We start from the raw sequence: 18096 nt of genomic DNA on the forward strand, positions 1-18096 counted from the left end.
TCAGCTCCCCACGACCTTCACGGCGCGCCCGGCGGCGAGGCCCGGCAAGGGGGCGGTCACCACGACGTCGCCCTCCTGAAGACCTTCGACCTGCACGAGGTCGCCGCGCGACCAGAGCCCGCGCTTCTCCACCTTGCGCCGCTCGACCCGGTCGCCGGCCACCACCAGAACGAAGTCGCCCTGGTCGTCGTGGCGCAGCGCGGCGGGCGGCAGGGCGAAGGCGTGCCCGGCCTCGGCTACCACCGCGTCGCCGGCCGCGAACATGCCGCCGCGCAACGACCCGTCGGCGTTGTCCAGGCTGACATAGACCGGGATGGCGCGCGTTCCGGCCCGCGCCACGGGGTTGATGCGGGCGATGCGCCCCTCGAAGTCCCGCTCGCCGAAGCCCTCGACGCGCAGACGCACGAACTGGCCGGGCTTCAGCCGGGCCACGTCGTCGGCCGGCACGGTCGCCTCGACCTCCACGCGGCTGAGATCCACGACGGAGAACATCTTGGTGTTCACCGCCAAATTTTCGCCAGGGTTGATCACGCGCTCGGCCACGGTGCCGTCAATGGGGCTGACCACCACCGCGTCGCGCAATGCCTTGCGCGCCAGCTCCACCTGCGCCTCCAGCGCGGCGACGGTGGCCTGCTGGAAGCGGAAGGTGCTCTGCGCCTGATCCAGGTTCGTTTCGGCGACGATGTCCTTCTGGCGCAGCGCCAAGTTCTTGGCGCGCGTCTTTTCGGCCAGCACCAGCTGCGCCTTGGCGCCTTCCAGGTTGCTCAGCTTCTCGTTCAGCTTGGCGGTCAGCTCCGCCGTGTCGAAACGGGCGAGCACCTCGCCCTTGCGCACGGCCTGGCCCTCGCGCACCGGCACCTCGACCAGCCTTGCGGCGACCTCGGACTTCACCAGGGACTGGTTCAGCGGCTCCACCGACCCGCTGAGGCGCACCGTCTCGGTCAGCCGCCGGGGCACCACGCGCGTCACCTCGACCGCCGCCAGCTCGACCGGCCGTTCCGACGGGGGCAGGGGAGCCTGCACCGCCGGGACGGCGGCGGCATCTCCGGCCGTTCGCGTCTTCCACACGGCGCCGCCGGCGCCCAGCGCCGCGACCAGCAGTACCGGCAGCACGAACCGGCGGAGGTTGCTGCGGGAAGGGGCGGTGATGTCAGTCATGGGAAGCGTCCTTGGGCACGGCCTTCAAGCCGTTCAGGATGAGGTCGAGGTAAGCGTCGAGATACGGTTCGGCGGCGGCGTCCGCGGGATCGGGTTCGAACGCCCGCAACGAGCGGTTCCACAGCGACAGCATGGTCAGCGGGGCGGCGACGACGCGGGCCATCTGCTCCACGTCCATGGGGCGGAATTCCCCCCGGTCGATGCCGCGCTGGAGGATGCGGGCGAAGAAGCGCCGGCTGCGCAGCACCACCTCCTCCATGTAGAAGCGGGCGAGGTCCGGGAAGTTGCCGGCCTCCGCGATCACCAGCTTGGAAAGGCCGGCGCTGGGGCTCCGCTCCATCTCCCAGAATTTTTCGGCGAGGATGCGCAGGAACTCCTCGCTGGTGCCGGTGAAGCTTTCCAGCATCTCCTCGCCCATGCGGAATTGGGGGAGGATCGATTCGCGCACGACCGCTTTGAACAGCCCTTCCTTGTTTTCGAAATAGAGGTAGGGCAGGCCGACGCTGACGCCGGCCTTTCTCGCCACGTCTTCCAGCTTCGTCGCGGCAAAGCCGCGCTCGATGAACAGGTCGCGCGCCGCCTCGATCACCTCGGCGGGGCGGGCCTCCTTGCGGCGGGATCGGCGGGGGGCGGGTAGAGGAGTGCTGTCGGGCATGCGGTCACAATGCTAAATGAACGTTCATTCAATATGCACTCGCCCCTTCCAAGTCAAGGGGTTGGGTCCGCGCCCCGTCACGCGTCGGCGCACGTTTTGATCGCAAGCAAAACCAGAGAATCGCATGTTCCCGTGCATCCGAATCCGCGTCAAATCCGGGTTGCGCGATCGGACAAAATCCGGCAAAAAGCAAACTAACGGCATTTTCGGGAAAACCATTTCGGATACTGATGTAATGCGGACATACGTAGGTCGAGGGCAATACAGCCGCGTTGTTGCTTGACACCGACCGCCTATACATCGCAAAGAAGTGGTAACACTTTCGATCTCTGCGCCACCAGCACGGACCCTCCCTCGTGGCTTATCGAGACTTCGCGACGGCTCGCGCCGCCGGTGCCGCCCTGTTCCTTGCTCTCAGCGTGGCGGGCTGCGCCTCGAATGCTCCGGAGACGGCGACCTCGCCCGATACGGCTCCGCAGGTGGCGATCAACCCGATCGACCCCAACGATCCCCTGGCCCCCTGGGTCCCGCACATCCGCGAGGCGTCGGAACGGTTCGACATGCCGGAGAAGTGGATCCGCGCCGTCATGATGCGGGAAAGCGGCGGGCGTGCCACCGTCAACGGCCGGACCATCACCAGCCGCGCCGGCGCCATCGGCCTGATGCAGGTGATGCCCGGCACCTATGAGATGGTGCGTCAGCAATACGGCTTCGGCCCCGACCCGTCCAACCCGCGCGACAACATCATGGCCGGCACCGCGTACCTGCGCGAGATGTACGACCTGTTTGGTGCGCCGGGCTTCCTCGCCGCCTACAACTGTGGCCCGGCCTGCTATGCCGCCCACCTCGCCGGCAAGCAGAAACTGCCGCGCGAAACCAAGATGTACGTCGCGGCGCTGACCCCCGTCCTGCGCGGCACCGACCCGCGCGAGCCGTCGCAGTCCTCCGGCGCCACCGCCATCGAGGTCGCGGTCGTCCCGGCCAACGCGCCCTCCGCTGCGCCCACCAACACGCCCAAACCCGAATCCCGTCCGGAGCCGGCACCCGCGCCGGTCGCCGTCGCCAAACTGGAATCGGCGCCTGCGCTCCGGACCCGAGAGGCAAAGCCTTCCGCGCAGTATGTCGCCTCGGCCGATCACCGCTGGAAAACGACGAAGAACCCTGCCGCGAAGCCGGGCAAGGAGCCGTCCCGCTCGGTCGAAACGCTGGTGGCCGAGGCCGTTCTGCCGGCCAACGTCGCCAATCATGGCGAGCGCGTCATCATCCGCTTCGTGTCGCAGGACAGCGGCGGCTGCGGCAGCCTCCAGGGCAAGGACCGCGTCTGCGTGGCCCTCGCCGGAAACGGTGGTCTGTAAGGCGGCGGCCTGAAGACGACTTACGGCTTCGGCGCCGGCTGGGCCAGGGTTTCGACGGTCCATTTGCCGTCCTTGAACTCCAGCTTCGCGGCGTAGGTGTTGGCGGTCACCGCCGCCATCACGCTTTCCCACTGCCGGTGCGGCAGGCGGGCCATGTCGAAGTTGCGCGACTGCGGGGCGCGGTGCGGCGACCAGTAATAAGTGATGCCCCCCCCCAGCAGCACGGCGAAGCCGGCCAGGAAGGCCACCGCGCTGGCCGCCAACTGCAACGGTATGGCGGGCGTCAGTCGCTTCATCCGCCGGGTGGCGAGAATGGCGTGGAAGCGCACATGACCCTGCGGCACCCAGGCCGGCACGACCATTCCGAAGGGGCGCCCGTCCGTCCGCCCGGCCGGTTGCACCACCGCCATGTGCGTCTGCACCTCGCGCGAGCGCGTCTCCGACAGCAGGGCGCCCACCGGCCGTCCGTTGCGCACGGTCAGTTCGAACACCCGTCTCCCCGACGGGACCAGCGCGACCCCGCCGGGATTGGCGTCTATTTCCTTGGCGAGCGCCGGTAGGAAGGAAAAGCCGGGTCCGCCCTCGTGGATTTCATAGAGGAAGCCGCTCCACAGCGGCTCGACCGAATACCAGCAGGTTTCCGAGGTTTTCAGGCAGCGCCGGCCGAAGGCGCGCGCGTAGCTTTCGGCGTCCTTGCGATCGACGCCTTCCAGATAGCCGAACAGGACGTTGGTGGCCTGTCTGCCTTCGGGCACCGAAACCCTCGCCTCCACCACTGGACCTTCACAAGACCCGGTATGCCGAACCATGGGCACACCGCAAAACCTTGCGATTAACGACATCTAGTGTCTACGGGTGGGGCAAATACAAGTCAATATGGAAAGCCTTTGACTTGTGTAACATTTTGCGTAACGTCGCTGTGGATTGCCGCTCTGGCCCGCCATCGACGACTTCATGGACGATTCCCACGACAGCACGCCCACGCGGCGCCGCGTTCTGACTGGGCTGGCCGCCACGGCGCTGCTGAGCAGTCTTGCGCGCCCCGCCCAGGCGCTGGAGGCGGAGGTGCCGCAGTGGCTGACCATCCCGCGTCGTCTCGTCATGCGCAACCTCAACACGGGCGAGCGGCTGAACACCGTCTTCTGGCGCGACGGCGCCTACGACCCGGCCGGTCTGGCGTCCGTTGACCGTTTCTTCCGCGACTGGCGCACGGGGGAGGTGGTGCAGACCGCGGCGTCCCTTCTGGAGATCCTGTGGCGCGTGCAAATGGCCGCACGCTTCACCGTGCCCATTGAGGTGCTGTCCGGCTACCGCTCTCGCCAGACCAACGAGATGCTGCGGCGGACCCTGGGCGAGAGCGTTGCGCACCGCAGCTTTCACATCCGCGCCATGGCGGCCGACATTCGTCTGCCCAAGCTGTCCTCCCTGTCCGTTGCCCATTACGCCAATGGCCTGGGCCTCGGTGGCGTCGGATTTTACCCGGATTCGAACTTCGTCCACATCGACAGCGGCCCCCGCCGCGTCTGGGTGCGCTGAGCCGATTGTAGTTGTAGACTTCTGGCTCGTCATGGCGACAACGGGCGGTGCGTTGCGGACCTGATTATGGTTAATCAGAAATTAACCATACTGGGAGAGGATTCGAATGTCCGAACCATGAACGGTCCCTGCCATGCGCGACGAACGCCTCCAACTCGAACGCCTTCACGTCCGCCTCTCCCTACCGTCCGAGGCGCCGTCGCCTGATGTTCCGTCGCCGACCGTGGAGGAGGGCCGTTCCGCCAAGCGGGAACCGGACGTGCAACTCGCCGCCATGGTTCCGAAAAGCGTGAAACGGGCGGTGCGCCGCCGCGCCGAGGAGGAGGGAACGACGGTGCGCAGCGTTCTGCTGCGCGCGCTGAAGCTTGCCGGGATTGCCGAAGTGGACGAAGCTGAGATTGCCGACCGGCGGATCGCCGCCGGGGCGGTGCGATCGGGGGTCTGGCGGGCAACCCGCTCGCGGTGACGCGATCATCCGGACAGCGCCTGCTGCACCCTCGGCCAAAGACAGTCTCGAAAGCCGCCCGGCATGAGCCTCCTTCATCGTCTGCTTCTGCTGGTGTTCCTGGCGTTGGTGCCGGCCGCCGTTATCGAGGTCAGGAACGAGCTGACGCTCCGCACCGCCCGCGAGGCGGACGTGCACCAGGGCGCGCTGCGCCTCGCCGCGCTGTTCGAGGCGGAGCAGGAGAGGCTGGTCGACGGACTCCGTCAGGTGTTGAGCACCTTGGCGAACTCGGACGCCATTCGAAATCCGTCCGCCGGTTCGTGCCAGACGCTGATGAACAGCCTGCGCCAGTCCTATCCCGCCTACCTGGAGGTCCATGTCGCGGGAGTCGATGGGACCATCCGCTGCGCCACCGATCCTGCCGCCGTCAGTTTATCCATCTCCGACCGCCGCCACTTTCGTGAAGCTCTGGAAACGGAGGGCTTCACGATCGGCGAACACATCCGCCAGCGCACCAACGGCCTGCCGGCGTTGCCGGTGGGGCTGCCGTACCGCGACAACGGCGGAAAGACCGCCGGCGTGATCACGGCGCTGGTCGATATCGGTTGGCTCGACGACTATCTGTCGAAGAAGCCTTTGCCGCTGAACGCCGCCCTGACCCTGATCGATCGCAGTGGTACGATCATCGCCCGCGTGCCGAACATCCCCGGCATCGTCGGTTCGGCCCTGCCCGAACGGTTCCGCCCCCTGATGACCGCCGACGCTCCGGGCACCGTGGAAATGCCGGGTTTCAACGGGCAACCCCGGATCGTCGCCCACATGCCGATCAAGGCCGGCCTGGACGGGATCGGCGTGCTGGTCGCCCTGGACAAGAGCGTGGTCACCGGTCCGATCGACGAGGCGATGCACCGCGCGCTGGGCGTCATCGCGACGGTCATGGTCCTGACGATGCTTGCCGTCTGGTGGGGCGGCAACCGCTTCGTGCGGCGGCCGACCGCCCTGCTGGTCGAAGCCGCCCGGCGCTGGCGCGACGGGGATTGGACGGCCCGCACCGGGGTTGCCGAAGAGCGGTCGGAACTTGGAACGCTGGGCCGAGCCTTCGACGCCATGGCGGTGGAACTGGAGAAGCGCGCCCAAGCGGGGGAGCAAGCCAACGCGATGGCCCACAAGATGGCCGCCGTGCTGGCCAGCACCACCGACGGCGTGTTCGAGGTGGACCGCGACTGGCGCATCACCTTCATGAACGACCGGGCGCGGCTGCTGATCGCCGACGGGCGCGACCTGATCGGCCGTTGCCTGTGGGACGCCTTTCCCGAAGCGGTCGGCACCGTCTTTTCCGACCACTACCAGCGCGCCATGGACGAGCAGGAGGCGGTCGAATTCGAGGGCTTCTTCCCGCCGCTCGATGCTTGGTACGCGGTGCGCGCCTTCCCCTCGCGCGACGGGCTGGCGGTCTTCTTCCAGGACATCACCACCCGCAAGCGCGGCGAGGCGGCGCTGGAGTTCGCCAACCAGGAAAAGAACGCGCTGCTGACCCAGCTGAACGGGCTGCTGGAAAGCGCCCCGGTCGCCTTCGCCTTCTTCGACCGCGAACACCGCTACATCCGGCTCAACCAGAACCTTGCGGACCTCAACGGCCTGACGGTGGAGGCGCACCTCGGCCGCCGGCTGGCCGAGATGGTTCCGTCGATCGCTCCCAGCGTCGCTCCGCTGATCGATCAGGTGTTCAGGACCGGGCAGGCGCTTCCCTACCGGGAGGTCGTCGGTGAAACGCACAAGTTGCCCGGCGTACGCCGCCACTGGCTGGCCGCCTATTTCCCCGTGCACAGCGGGCCGGAGGTCGCTGCCGTCGGCGCGGTCGTCATGGAAATCTCCGACCTGCGCCAAGCCGAGGCGGGCCGGCGCCAGAGCGACGAACGTTTCCGGTCGGTCTTCGAATCGGCGGCGGTGGGCATCGAGCGTCTGGCGCTGGACGGGCGCTACCTCGACGTCAACGCCAAGCTCTGCTCGATCCTCGGTTACCGGCGCGAGGAGTTGCTGGAGCGGAGCTACCGTGACGTCACCGATCCCGACGACCTTCAGGCTGAGGACGCGCTGCTCGACCGCCTGCTGGGCGGCGAGATCCCCAGCTACGCCATCGAAAAGCGTTGCGTCCGCAAGGACGGTGCGGCCGTGTGGGTGCGGGTCACCTCGTCGCTGGCCCGCCTCACCGGGACGGAAATGGCCTACCGCCTGTCCATCGTGGAGGACATCACCGAAGCGAAGACGATGGAGGAGGCACTGCGCGCCGCCAAGGACGAGGCCGAGCGCGCCGATCTCGCCAAGTCGAAGTTCCTGGCCGCCGCCAGCCATGACCTGCGCCAGCCCTTGCAGTCGCTGTTCTTCTTCTCCGCCGCGCTGGCCGGCCTCATCGACGACCCCAAGGCCGCCGCCCTGCTGCGGCATCTGGAACAGGGCCTCGACGCGCTGAAGAGCCTGCTGGACAGCCTGCTGGACGTGTCGCGCCTGGACGCCGGGGTCGTGACGCCGGTGCTGGAGGATTTCGATATCGCCGAGGTGCTCGACCCCATCCGGACCGCCTTCGAGCCGCTCGCCGCCGAAAAGGGGCTCGACTGGCGGGTGGAGGGCTGCGCGGGCCGGGTGCGCAGCGACCGCACGCTGCTGGGGCGGATGGTCCGCAACCTCGTGGACAACGCCCTGCGCTACACCGAATCCGGGCTGGTCCGCGTGCGCTGCAAGGTCGAGGGGCGGCAACTGTCGCTGGTCGTCCAGGACACGGGCATCGGCATCCCGGCCGACCATCTGGAACGCATCTTCGAGGAGTTCCATCAGGTCGGCAACCCGGAGCGCGACCGCAACCAGGGCCTTGGCCTCGGCCTCGCCATCGTGCGGCGCCTGTCGCGCCTGCTCGACCACCCGGTGGAGGTGCGTTCGGTGCACGGCCAGGGTTCGGCCTTCCGCGTGCTCGTCCCGCTGAGCGACGCGGCGGTGAAGGAAGTTTCCAAAAGCATCATCGCCGCGCCGGTGGCGGACGGTGCGGGGCGGTTCGCCGTGCTGGTGGACGACGACGCCATCGTGCTGATGGGGCTTCAGATGATCCTGAAGGAGTGGGGCTACACGGTGCTGGCGGCGGGGAGCGCCGATCAGGCCATGGACCGGCTGGCGGAGCAGACGCGCACGCCCGACATCGTCATCGCCGACTACCGCCTGCGCGAAGGGCGGGTCGGAACCGAGGTGATCGCCAAGGTGCGGGACCGCTATGGCGCCCACGTTCCCGGCGTGATCCTGACAGGGGAGACGGGCAGCGACTGCCTGCTCGACGCCGCCGCGCATGGTCTTGCCGTGATCCACAAGCCGGTCACCCCGCGCCAGCTCGGCGCCGTGGTGGAACAGCAGATGCGGGCGGTGGCGGCGGAGTAGTCGGACGGGGAATGGCCTATTCGGCCCGCACGCCCTGCCGGAAATCCACCGCGATCACCGTGGACCGGGCGAGCAGGGCGTCCCGTCCGGCCTCCGTCAGCCGGCAGACCAGCCAATCGGGCTTCAGGGGGTTGTGGAACCAGCGCTCCGCCCAGCCGGCCTTGATGCAGCTCTCGATGGTCTGCTTTTTGACGCGCTGCCCGTCCGTGTCGAACAGGGGCAGCTTGCCGCCCGGCTGGTCCAGGCCCCGGCGCAGCCACGCCGCCTGCGGGCCGCTGGGAGGACGTCGGGAACCGGTGCGGCGCGGCGCGGCCATGATGGACTCCGTGATGTTGCCGGAGGAGGAGCCTGTGGCAAAGTTCGGACACTCTACGCCGAAAGTGCAGGTCGCGCATCACAGCAGGGAAGGGGGCCGACATGGAATTCGTATTCGCCTACATCACCGCCGGGTCGCGCGAGGAGGCGACGCGCATCGGTCGGACCCTGGTCGAGGAACGGCTGGCGGCCTGCGCGAACATCCTGGACGGCATGACCTCCATCTACCGCTGGGAGGGCGCCATCGAGGAGGCGAGTGAAACCGTGCTGATCGCCAAGACGCGCGCCGACCTGTTCGACCGGCTGACCGCGCGGGTGAGGGATCTGCACAGCTACAACGTGCCTTGCGTGGTGGAACTGAAGGTCGGGCGCGGGAACCCGGCCTACCTCGATTGGTTGCGGGACGAGACCGCCTGACGTTTTCCGCGCGCATGCCCGCCATGTCCGGGGCGCATTGGATCCGCATCGGCCCGCGTGCCAGTTTCATCGGCAATTCATCCGAATCCGGAGAGGTTTCATGACGGATACGTCGGCGCGCCTGTCGATCGGCTTCTCCTGGGTTGGCCACACGCTGATGCACATCGTCTCGGCGCTGTACCTGACCGTGGTGCTGGCGCTGGAGAAGGAATGGAACCTCCCCTATGACGAGCTGATCCGGCTGTGGACGCTCGGTTCCCTGCTGATCGGCCTGGGCGCGCCGCTCGCCGGCTGGCTGGGCGACCGCTGGAGCGAGAGCCGGATGATGGCCGCCTTCTTCCTGGTGACCGGGGCCGGCGCGGTGGCGAGCGGGCTGGCCGACGGGCCGACGCAGATGCTTTGGGCGCTGGCGGCGCTGGGGCTCGGCAGCTCCATTTATCACCCGGTCGGCATGGCCTGGATGGTCCGCAACGCCACGAACCGGGGCAAGGCGCTGGGCTATCTCGGCATCTTCGGAACGGTCGGCGTGGCCTCGGCCGCCGTGGTGGCCGGCGGTCTGACGCAGTGGTTCGGCTGGCGGTCCGCCTTTCTGGTGCCGGGGGCCGTGTGTATCGCGCTGGGCGTCGCGCTGAGCGTCCTGATCGCGCTGGGCATCGTCGGCGACCGGGGCGGGGATGTGAAGCCGCAGCCCAAGGCGTCGCGCGACGACGTGATCCGCGCCTTCTTCGTGCTGTCGGTCACGATGGTCTGCGCCGGCCTGATGTTCAACGGCATGATGATCGTGCTGCCGAAGCTGTTCGAGGCGCGGCTGGGCCACATGCTGGGCGAGGGCACCCTCGGCGTCGGCGGTCTGGTGACGGCGGTCTATCTGGTCGCCGCGATCCCGCAGCTGATCGGCGGTCACATGGCGGACAAGTATCCGCTGAAGCGCATCTACGCCATCTGCCTGCTGATCCAGATCCCGATGATGGCGGCGATGGCGGTGCTGCTCGATCTGCCGCTGGTCTTCGCCGCCGCGCTGGTGGTCATCGCCTCGCAGGTGCAGATCCCGGCCGAGAACCTGCTGCTGGCCCGCTACACGCCGGAGAAGTACCGGGGCCTCGCCTACGGCGCGAAGTTCATCCTGTCCTTCGGGACCGGGCCGGTGGCGGTGCAGCTGGTCGCCCTGGTCTACGAGCGGACGGGCGAGTTCGTGGTGTTCTACGTGATCCTGTCGGTGCTGGCGGCGGTCGCCTTCCTGGCGGCGCTGCTTCTGCCCGCCGATCGTGACGGCGGCAAGGCCGCGCCGGTGCGGACCCCCACACCGGTGGCGGCGGCAGAGTGATGGCGGCGGAGTAACGGCCGCTCACATCCGGTAGAGGAAGCCCACGTAGGGCAGGGCGGCGACAGCTGTGTCCACGTCCAGCTTGCCGCTCCACGGCAGCAGCCACGCGTCGCGGACCCCGGCGGCACGGGCCTCGGCGACCTGTCGCAGGGCGTCGGTGCGGTCGCCGGGCGGCAGCACCACGCGGTGGTAGAGCCGGCCGCGCACCGTGGCTTCGGCGATGGTCGCGTCCGCGCGTCCCAGACGGTCGCGATGGGCCTCGGCCTGATCGCGCTTGGCGAAGCTTCCGACCACCACGAGGAACTGGCGGTCGACGCGCCGGATGGCGGCTTCGGCTATTATACCCTGGGGGACGGGAGCTGTGACGGTGACGGCTGCCTGGGGCTTGCGCGGGGGCAGCGGGGCGGCGCCCTCGGCCGGCACGGCGTCCGACAACAGGGTGACGGGGGCTTCGGCGACCTCGATGCGGTTACCGGTGCGGGATGGTGCTTTCGCTTCGACGGTGGCGGGCTGGTCGAGCGGGACGTTCTGCACCTCGCGCATCACCGCGACGATCAGCGGCGGCGGTGGCGCGTCCTTGCACAGGGCGCCTTCGGTGAAGATGTTCAGGACGGCGCAGTCGCGGTCCATGGCGGCTGACACGATGTGGTCGGTGCTGGTCTTGTTGGTCCGCAGATAGAGGATGCTGTCCACATAGAGCGAGGCGGCGGTCACCGCCACCGGCACGCCCGCGCAGCCGCCGAGCATGAGGGTTCCCAAGGCCGTAAGACCGATCATGACCTTCGTGCGCATGGGGGCCGCTCTCCCGTCCGGTGGCGGAGGCGCATGGAATTGCCCCGCCCAGTCGGTCAAAGGTCCGTCCGCTGCTTGTGGAAGTCAACAAAACGGGCGGTTTTCAACCGTTCTGGCCGACCCGGTACCGCCGCGTTATTCCGAACACTGCATCTTGCGACTTTGGCGAGTGTTCGAACACAACGATGGGTAGGATGTTTTTGCCCGGCAAGAGCTGCCGGTCCTATGACGCACCGATGGGCGCGAATCGGGGCCTATGCCGGTGTATTGCCCCCTCCCTTCCCCGCCTTCAGCGGGGAAGGGAGGGGGCAAACAGGTTGCTTAAGCCGCCGCCTTCTTCAGGGCCTGATCGAGGTCGGCGATGATATCCTCGACGCTCTCCAGGCCGATGGACAGACGGATCACCTCCGGGCCGGCGCCGGCGCGGACCTGGGCGTCCGGCTCAAGCTGGCGGTGCGTGGTGGAGGACGGGTGGATGATCAGCGAGCGGCTGTCGCCGATGTTGGCGAGGTGGCTGAACAGCTCCACGCTCTCCACCAGCTTCACGCCCGTGTCGAAGCCGCCCTTGACGCCGAAGGTCAGCACCGCACCGGCGCCGCGCGGCAGGTACTTCTTGGCCAGCGTGTTGTACTTGGACGACTCAAGACCGGCGTAGCTGACCCAGGTGACGGCCGGGTGGCTTTCCAGGAACTGCGCGACCTTCAGGGCGCTGTCGCTGTGGCGCTGAACGCGCAGCGGCAGCGTCTCGATGCCGTTCAGGGTCAGGAAGGCGTTCAGCGGCGCCTGGCTCGGACCTAGGTCGCGCAGGCCCACGGCGTGGCCGTGGATGGTGAAGGCGAGATGGCCGAAGGTCTCGTGGAACTTCAGGCCGTGATAGCCGGCGTCCGGCTCCGACAGGGCCGGGAACTTGCCCGACTTCGACCAGTCGAACTTGCCGCTGTCGATCACCACGCCGCCGACCGAGGTGCCGTTGCCCGACAGGAACTTGGTGGTGGAGTGCACGACCAGCGTGGCGCCCCACTGGATCGGGTTGAACAGGTACGGCGTCGCCAGCGTGTTGTCCACGATCAGCGGGATGCCGGCCTCATCGGCGATCTTGGCGAGCGCCTCGACGTCGGTGACGATGCCGCCGGGGTTGGCGAGGCTTTCGACGAAGATGGCCTTGGTCTTCGGGGTGATCGCGGCGCGGACGTTCTCCGGATTGTCGGTGTCCACGAACACGGCCTTCCAGCCGAAGGCGCGCGGGAAGCTGTTGGCGAACTGGTTCAGCGTGCCGCCGTAGAGCTTCTGCGACGAGATGAACTCATCCCCAGGCTGGAGCAGCGGGAACAGCGCCAGCAGCTGCGCCGCGTGGCCGGAGGAGGTGGCCGTGGCGCCGGCGCCGCCTTCCAGGTTGGCGAGCCGCTCCTCCAGCACCGCGACCGTCGGGTTGGTCAGGCGGGAGTAGATGAAGCCGACCTTCTGAAGGTTGAACAGGGAGGCCGCGTCGTCCACGTCGTCGAAGACGAAGCTGGTGGTCTGGTAGATCGGCGTCTGGCGCGCGCCGGTGGCCGGATCGGGCGCCGCACCGGCGTGGATGGCGCGGGTCTCGAAGCCGAAGGTCTTCTCGCTCATGGTTGTGTTCCCCTAGATCAGCTTTTTGAAAGTCTTGGTCAGCTTGGTTTTCTTGTTGGTCATGACGTTCGAATTGACGCCAATGCGCCCGATCTCGTGGAACAGGCGCTGGATCTCGATCTTCGGGCAGCGGTTCATAATCACGGTCAGCCCGGCTTCCTCGGCCCTGGCCGCCGCCTCGTCGTTGCGGACGCCCAACTGCATCCACACGACCTTGGCGCCGATCGCGATGGCCTCCTCCGTCACTCCGGCCGCGGCGGTGGCGTTGCGGAAGACGTCCACCATGTCCGGCGGCTCCGGCAGGTCCTTCAGGCTGGCGTAGACCGGCTCGCCCAGGATGGTCTGGCCGGCCAGCTTCGGGTTCACCGGAATGACCCGGTAGCCCTTGTCGCGCAGGTACTTCAGTACGAAGAAGCTGGCCTTCACCGGGTCGTTCGACGCGCCAACGATGGCGATGCTCTTCACCCGCTCCAGCACGTCGCGGATGAGGTCGTCGGTGTAGTCGTCGTGGTGGCTCAGGACGGCGCTCATTGGCCGCACCACACCGGCTGGCGCTTGGCGATGAACGCGTCGATGCCCTCGGCGGCGTCGCGGGCCATCATGTTCTCGGTCATCACCTTGGCGGCGTAGGCGTAGGCCTGCTCCACATCCAGATCGATCTGGCGGTAGAAGGCTTCCTTGCCGATGGCGAGCGTCAGCGGCGACTTCGACGCGATCTTCGTGGCGGCGGCCTGCACGGTGGCGTCCAGCCGGTCGGCCGGCACCGCGCGGTTGACGAGGCCGATGCGCTCCGCCTCCGCGGCGTCGATCAGGTCGCCGAGCAGCAGCATCTCCATGGCCGCCTTGCGCCCCACCGCGCGGGACAGCGCGACCATGGGGGTGGAGCAGAACAGGCCGATGTTCACGCCCGGCGTGGCAAAGCGCGCCTCGTCCGCGCAGTAGGCCAGATCGCAGGTGGCGACCAGCTGGCAGCCGGCCGCCGTGGCAATGCCGTGCACCTTGGCGATCACCGGCTGGCGGATGCGGCTGACGGTCAGCATCAGCTTGGAGCACTGGACGAACAGCGACTCATAAGCCTCGCGCGACGGGCTGGCGCGCATTTCCTTCAGATCGTGCCCGGCGCAGAAGGCCGGGCCGGCGCCGGTCAGCACCACCGCGCGGACGGAGGCGTCCTCGTGGACGGCGTCCAGCTCCGCCTGAAGCGCGGCCATCAGCCCGACCGACAGCGCGTTGCGCGCTTGTGGCCGGTTGAGGGTCAGCGTCGCCACGCCGTCCCGGTCCTCGCGCAGGACCAGGGTCTCGGTAGCGGTGCTGGTGGGAATGGCTGCGCTCATTGGTCGTCTTCCTCCCATTTCCGTTCGTGGATTGCCGGGGAGATTACCCCGCCGTTCGCCGCCTCGGAAACGGGCGTGTTCGGGACGCAGCCATGAGACCCCAGTCAGACGCCAAGTTCAACGGTTTTGTGAATTTCATGTGTTCAATAGCCGATATTCCTCAGTGTTAAACTAGGAAAATGGCGCATTGGCCTGCCCGTTTAGGACGTTTGGCTGGGTCGCGGTTCCATTGGCGCGCTCTGTAACATTCGTCTCGATATCCCCAGGCGATGTGCAGGCATCCGAATGCGTCGAGGCGTTGCGCCGGCTGCGTCGATGGGCCGGTCACGTTGATGGAATGACGAAAAGGAAGGGCGCTTTGGTGCAGGCCGGAGCCATCGACTGGTCTTCCGTGTTCGCGGCGAGCCTTGCGGCGACCTGCGTCGTCGGTGCGGACGGGCGCATTCGCGCAGCCAACGACGCCTTTGCCCGCCAGATCGGCGTGGAGGTGTCCTCGCTGGCCGATGTCCCATTGGACGAGGTTCTGGCCGTGGATGGTGGCGATGCGTCGCGCGGCGGCGTGGCCTTCCTGCGCCTGGGCGACGGGGAGACCCGCAGCGTTCCCTACACGCAGGCGCGGCTCCCCGACGGCGGGCGCGTCGTGACCCTGACCGAGGTCGCGGACGAGCACTGCGTCATCTGCAAGGTCTACTCCAGCCGCGAGAAGTTCCGCACGGCCATCGACGACCAGTCGGAGCTGATCTGCCGCTTCCGCCCCGACCTGACCATCACCCTGGTGAACCGCCAGTTCGCCGCGCTGTTCGGCTACAGCCCGCGCGCGATGATCGATCGCAACCTGCGCGACCTGCTGCCGGACACCATCGTCACCACGGTTCTGGAGTTCCTCGGCGCCGCCACGCCCGCCGAACCGGCTTCCGCCCGCGAGGAGCTGTGGCCGCACGGCGACGGGACGGAGCGCTGGATCAGCTGGCGCCGCTACGCCGTGTTCGACAGCACAGGCCGGATCACCGCCGTGCAGTCGGTCGGCCGCGACACCACGCAGCGCCACCGCGCGGAGAAGGAGCGCGTCCGGCTCGCCGCCATGGTCAGCCGCAGTCCGGTGGTCGGCCTTGCGTGGCGGACGGAGGGCAACTTCCCCATCGACTACGCGACCGAGAATGTCGGGCGCCTGCGCATAGGCCGGGCACGTCTGCTGGAGGGGCGCACCGGGCTTCTCGACATCGTCCACCCGGACGACGCGTCGGCGCTGGCGCTGTGGGTCGACTCCTGTCCGGAGGGTGGCACGCCGCTGCCGCTGACCGTGCGGCTGCTGGACGACGACGGCGGGGAGCGCTGGCTGTCCATCAGCGCGTGGCGGGCCGGGGAAGGGCGCATGGAAGCGGTCCTCCTCGACATCACCGAGCAGCGCGCCGCCAGCCTTGCGCTGCGCGAGCGGGAGCGCCGCTTCAAGGCCATCTTCGACCACACCTTCGAGTTCATCGGCCTGCTGACGCCCGAGGGGCGGATGATCGAGGCGAACGAGACCGCGCTGGCCTTCGTCGAGACCGAGGAGGAGACGGTCTACGGCAAGTATTTCTGGGACACCCCCTGGTGGCGTCATTCGCCCGCCGATCAGGAGCGGCTGAAGGACGGGGTGGCGCGCGCCGCGCGCGGGGAGTTCGTGCGCTTCGAATCGTCCCATCGCACGCCGCGCGGGCGGGAGATCCACGTGGACTTCTCCCTGCGTCCGATCCGGGACGAGGGCGGGACGGTCATCTTCCTGGTGCCCGAGGGGCGCGACATCACCCACCTGAAGCAGACCGAGGCCGCCCTGCTGGCCGCGACCCGCGAGGCGGAGGCGGCCAACCGTTCCAAGACGCAGTTCCTAGCGGTGATGAGCCACGAGTTGCGCACGCCGCTGAACGCCGTGCTCGGCTATTCGGAGGTGATGCAGGCCGGGCTGTTCGGCGTGCTGGAGAGCGAGCGGTACCGGGGCTACGTGGACGCCATCCACGCGTCGGGCCGGCATCTGCTGGGCATCATCGACGACATCCTGGAAATCTCGCGCATCGAACTGGGCGTGGTGGAGTTGAGCGAGGACGAATCGGTTGTTCCCGACCTCGTCGGCCGCGCCGCGCAGATCCTCGCCAACCGCGCGGCGGAGGCGGGAGTCGCGTTGCAGGTGGACGTCGAGCCGAATCTGCCCGCACTGCGCTGCGACGCGCGCCGCGTGATCCAGGTGCTGGTGAACGTCGGCTTCAACGGCATCAAATTCACCCGGCGCGGCGGTTTCGTCCGGCTGGTGGTGTCACGGGAGGAGGACGGTTCGCTGGCCTTCGCCGTTCATGACGACGGCGTCGGCATCGCTCCGGAAAACCTCGACAAGGTGTGGGAGCCCTTCGCGCAGGCCGACAACGCGCTCGTTCGCGGCAAGGGCGGGGTGGGGCTGGGCCTCGCCATCACCAAGGCGTTCGTCGAGGCCCATGGCGGAACGGCCCGTCTGGAGAGCGAGCCGGGGCGGGGCACGACGGTGACCCTGCGCTTCCCGGCGGAGCGATGCCTGGACTCCGGCCCCGCAACGCGCGAGCATGTCGCCTGACCTAAGCAACCAACAACGAACACGGTGAGGAATGAGCACGCCCGCAATTACCGTCGAGGAACTGGAAGCCCTGATTCGCGAGGGCGTGCCGCTGGTCGGCAACTTCGGCATCCGGATCGACCATCTGGCCCCCGGCACCGTCCGCATGACGCTGCCCTACAACGAAACCTTCGTGCGGCCCGGCGGCACGGTGACCGGCCCGGCGATGTTCGGGCTGGCCGACGTGGCGCTGTACGGCGCGGTGCTCAGCCTGATCGGGCGGGTGGAACTGGCCGTGACCACCAACATGACCATCAACTTCCTGCGCCGCCCGGCGCCGGTTGCCATCACCGCCGACTGCCGCATCATCAAGATGGGCAAGCGGCTGGCCTATGGCGAAGTGCTGCTGTTCTCCGAAGGCGATCCGGAGCCCGTGGCGCATGCCACCGGCACCTATTCGATTCCGCCGCACGAGCCGGTGAAGCTTGCGGTATCTGGATACCAATCGCCGAACGGCGGGTGAAAACATCTTTGAAATCAATGGCTTTGCAAAAACGGTATCATGATACCGAACACGCAAGGCGCTGATTTCAAACACTATTTTTTACGTTGACACGGGATCGGTATGTCCGTACAAAACCGGCCGCTTCGGCGCCGCGGGATTCGGCGGCCTGCCGATCCACGTTTCAGTCAACGAGTGTGGCGATGAAGACCTTCAATCTGAAGCCGACCGATATCGAGAAGAAGTGGTACGTCGTCGACGCCGACGGCCTCGTTCTCGGCCGGCTTGCCAGCATCCTGGCGAACATCCTGCGCGGCAAGAACAAGCCGACCTACACCCCGCACATGGATTGCGGCGACCATGTCGTCGTGATCAACGCGGAGAAGGTGAAGCTGACCGGCAACAAGCGCCAGGATGACATCTTCTACTGGCACACCGGTTACCCGGGCGGCATCAAGGGCCGTTCGAAGGGCCAGATCCTCGACGGCAAGTATCCGGAGCGCGTCATCGAGAAGGCCGTGGAGCGCATGGTTCCGCGCGGTCCGCTCGGCCGCAAGCAGATGACCCACCTCAAGGTCTACAAGGGCGCCGCGCACCCGCACGACGCGCAGCAGCCCGTCGCGCTGGACGTCGGCGCGATGAACCCGAAGAACAAGCGGAGCGCGTAATCCA

Annotated in this window: 17 protein-coding genes; 9 read left to right on the top strand and 8 right to left on the bottom strand. The window is 67.7% G+C overall.

Annotation, left to right across the window (positions count from 1 at the left end):
- Both J2852_RS25850 and J2852_RS25855 read right to left on the bottom strand, forming a co-directional pair.
- On the bottom strand, nt 1–1158 hold the full coding sequence (locus J2852_RS25850) for an efflux RND transporter periplasmic adaptor subunit (protein ID WP_209881249.1): 1158 nt from the start codon (nt 1156–1158) through the stop codon (nt 1–3).
- Nucleotides 1151–1813: a TetR/AcrR family transcriptional regulator gene (locus tag J2852_RS25855; RefSeq protein ID WP_209881251.1), complete on the bottom strand. Its 663-nt coding sequence runs from the start codon at nt 1811–1813 to the stop codon at nt 1151–1153. The genes J2852_RS25850 and J2852_RS25855 overlap by 8 nt, the downstream gene beginning before the upstream one ends.
- Before the next feature lie 356 nt (nt 1814–2169).
- Here J2852_RS25855 and J2852_RS25860 point away from each other — a divergent pair, with 356 nt between their 5' ends.
- On the top strand, nt 2170–3168 hold the full coding sequence (locus tag J2852_RS25860; RefSeq protein WP_209881253.1) for a lytic transglycosylase domain-containing protein: 999 nt from the start codon (nt 2170–2172) through the stop codon (nt 3166–3168).
- Between the two features lie 20 nt (nt 3169–3188).
- Here the strand turns inward: J2852_RS25860 and J2852_RS25865 are convergent, their stop codons facing one another.
- Complete coding sequence (locus tag J2852_RS25865; RefSeq protein ID WP_343206824.1) at nt 3189–3923, bottom strand: hypothetical protein; 735 nt, start codon at nt 3921–3923, stop codon at nt 3189–3191.
- Between the two features lie 199 nt (nt 3924–4122).
- Here J2852_RS25865 and J2852_RS25870 point away from each other — a divergent pair, with 199 nt between their 5' ends.
- The 3 genes from J2852_RS25870 to J2852_RS25880 all read left to right on the top strand — a co-directional run bounded on the left by J2852_RS25870 (nt 4123) and on the right by J2852_RS25880 (nt 8569).
- Nucleotides 4123–4704 (top strand): YcbK family protein, encoded by a 582-nt coding sequence (locus J2852_RS25870; RefSeq protein WP_209881254.1) that lies wholly within the window; start codon nt 4123–4125, stop codon nt 4702–4704.
- A 133-nt stretch (nt 4705–4837) separates the two neighbouring features.
- Entirely contained in the window at nt 4838–5170 is a 333-nt protein-coding gene (locus J2852_RS25875; RefSeq protein ID WP_209881256.1) for a hypothetical protein, read from the top strand.
- A 63-nt stretch (nt 5171–5233) separates the two neighbouring features.
- The gene (locus J2852_RS25880; protein WP_209881258.1) at nt 5234–8569 is read left to right on the top strand and encodes a PAS domain-containing protein; all 3336 of its coding nucleotides are present in this window, start codon (nt 5234–5236) and stop codon (nt 8567–8569) included.
- Nucleotides 8570–8585: 16 nt separating this feature from the next.
- Here J2852_RS25880 and J2852_RS25885 read toward each other — a convergent pair whose 3' ends face one another.
- Nucleotides 8586–8885 (bottom strand): hypothetical protein, encoded by a 300-nt coding sequence (locus J2852_RS25885; protein ID WP_209881260.1) that lies wholly within the window; start codon nt 8883–8885, stop codon nt 8586–8588.
- A gap of 101 nt (nt 8886–8986) precedes the next feature.
- Here J2852_RS25885 and cutA point away from each other — a divergent pair, with 101 nt between their 5' ends.
- Both cutA and J2852_RS25895 read left to right on the top strand, forming a co-directional pair.
- Entirely contained in the window at nt 8987–9301 is a 315-nt protein-coding gene (cutA, locus tag J2852_RS25890) for a divalent-cation tolerance protein CutA (protein ID WP_209881262.1), read from the top strand.
- A 100-nt stretch (nt 9302–9401) separates the two neighbouring features.
- A complete protein-coding gene (locus tag J2852_RS25895; RefSeq protein WP_209881264.1) occupies nt 9402–10625 on the top strand; it encodes an MFS transporter in 1224 nt (407 codons plus the stop codon).
- A gap of 21 nt (nt 10626–10646) precedes the next feature.
- On the opposite strand, the gene J2852_RS25900 is transcribed toward J2852_RS25895, so the two are convergent.
- From J2852_RS25900 to J2852_RS25910, 4 genes are all read right to left on the bottom strand, one after another.
- A complete protein-coding gene (locus J2852_RS25900) occupies nt 10647–11417 on the bottom strand; it encodes an SPOR domain-containing protein (protein ID WP_209881266.1) in 771 nt (256 codons plus the stop codon).
- Nucleotides 11418–11738: 321 nt separating this feature from the next.
- Nucleotides 11739–13031, bottom strand: coding sequence for an O-acetylhomoserine aminocarboxypropyltransferase (locus J2852_RS25905; RefSeq protein ID WP_246499984.1), 1293 nt, complete (start codon nt 13029–13031; stop codon nt 11739–11741).
- A 12-nt stretch (nt 13032–13043) separates the two neighbouring features.
- On the bottom strand, nt 13044–13562 hold the full coding sequence (locus J2852_RS31740) for a CoA-binding protein (protein WP_246499985.1): 519 nt from the start codon (nt 13560–13562) through the stop codon (nt 13044–13046).
- Complete coding sequence (locus tag J2852_RS25910; protein WP_209881268.1) at nt 13559–14365, bottom strand: enoyl-CoA hydratase; 807 nt, start codon at nt 14363–14365, stop codon at nt 13559–13561. The genes J2852_RS31740 and J2852_RS25910 overlap by 4 nt, the downstream gene beginning before the upstream one ends.
- A 337-nt stretch (nt 14366–14702) precedes the next feature.
- On the opposite strand from J2852_RS25910, the gene J2852_RS25915 reads away from it, so the two are divergent.
- The 3 genes from J2852_RS25915 to rplM all read left to right on the top strand — a co-directional run bounded on the left by J2852_RS25915 (nt 14703) and on the right by rplM (nt 18092).
- Nucleotides 14703–16943, top strand: a complete 2241-nt coding sequence (locus J2852_RS25915; protein ID WP_209881270.1) for a sensor histidine kinase — start codon at nt 14703–14705, stop codon at nt 16941–16943.
- Nucleotides 16944–16974: 31 nt separating this feature from the next.
- On the top strand, nt 16975–17445 hold the full coding sequence (locus J2852_RS25920; RefSeq protein WP_209881272.1) for a PaaI family thioesterase: 471 nt from the start codon (nt 16975–16977) through the stop codon (nt 17443–17445).
- A 182-nt stretch (nt 17446–17627) separates the two neighbouring features.
- The gene (gene rplM / locus J2852_RS25925; RefSeq protein WP_209881274.1) at nt 17628–18092 is read left to right on the top strand and encodes a 50S ribosomal protein L13; all 465 of its coding nucleotides are present in this window, start codon (nt 17628–17630) and stop codon (nt 18090–18092) included.
- The last annotated feature ends 4 nt before the right edge of the window (nt 18093–18096 follow it).

Origin of the sequence: Azospirillum soli (assembly GCF_017876165.1) — a bacterium.
Classification (GTDB): domain Bacteria; phylum Pseudomonadota; class Alphaproteobacteria; order Azospirillales; family Azospirillaceae; genus Azospirillum; species Azospirillum soli.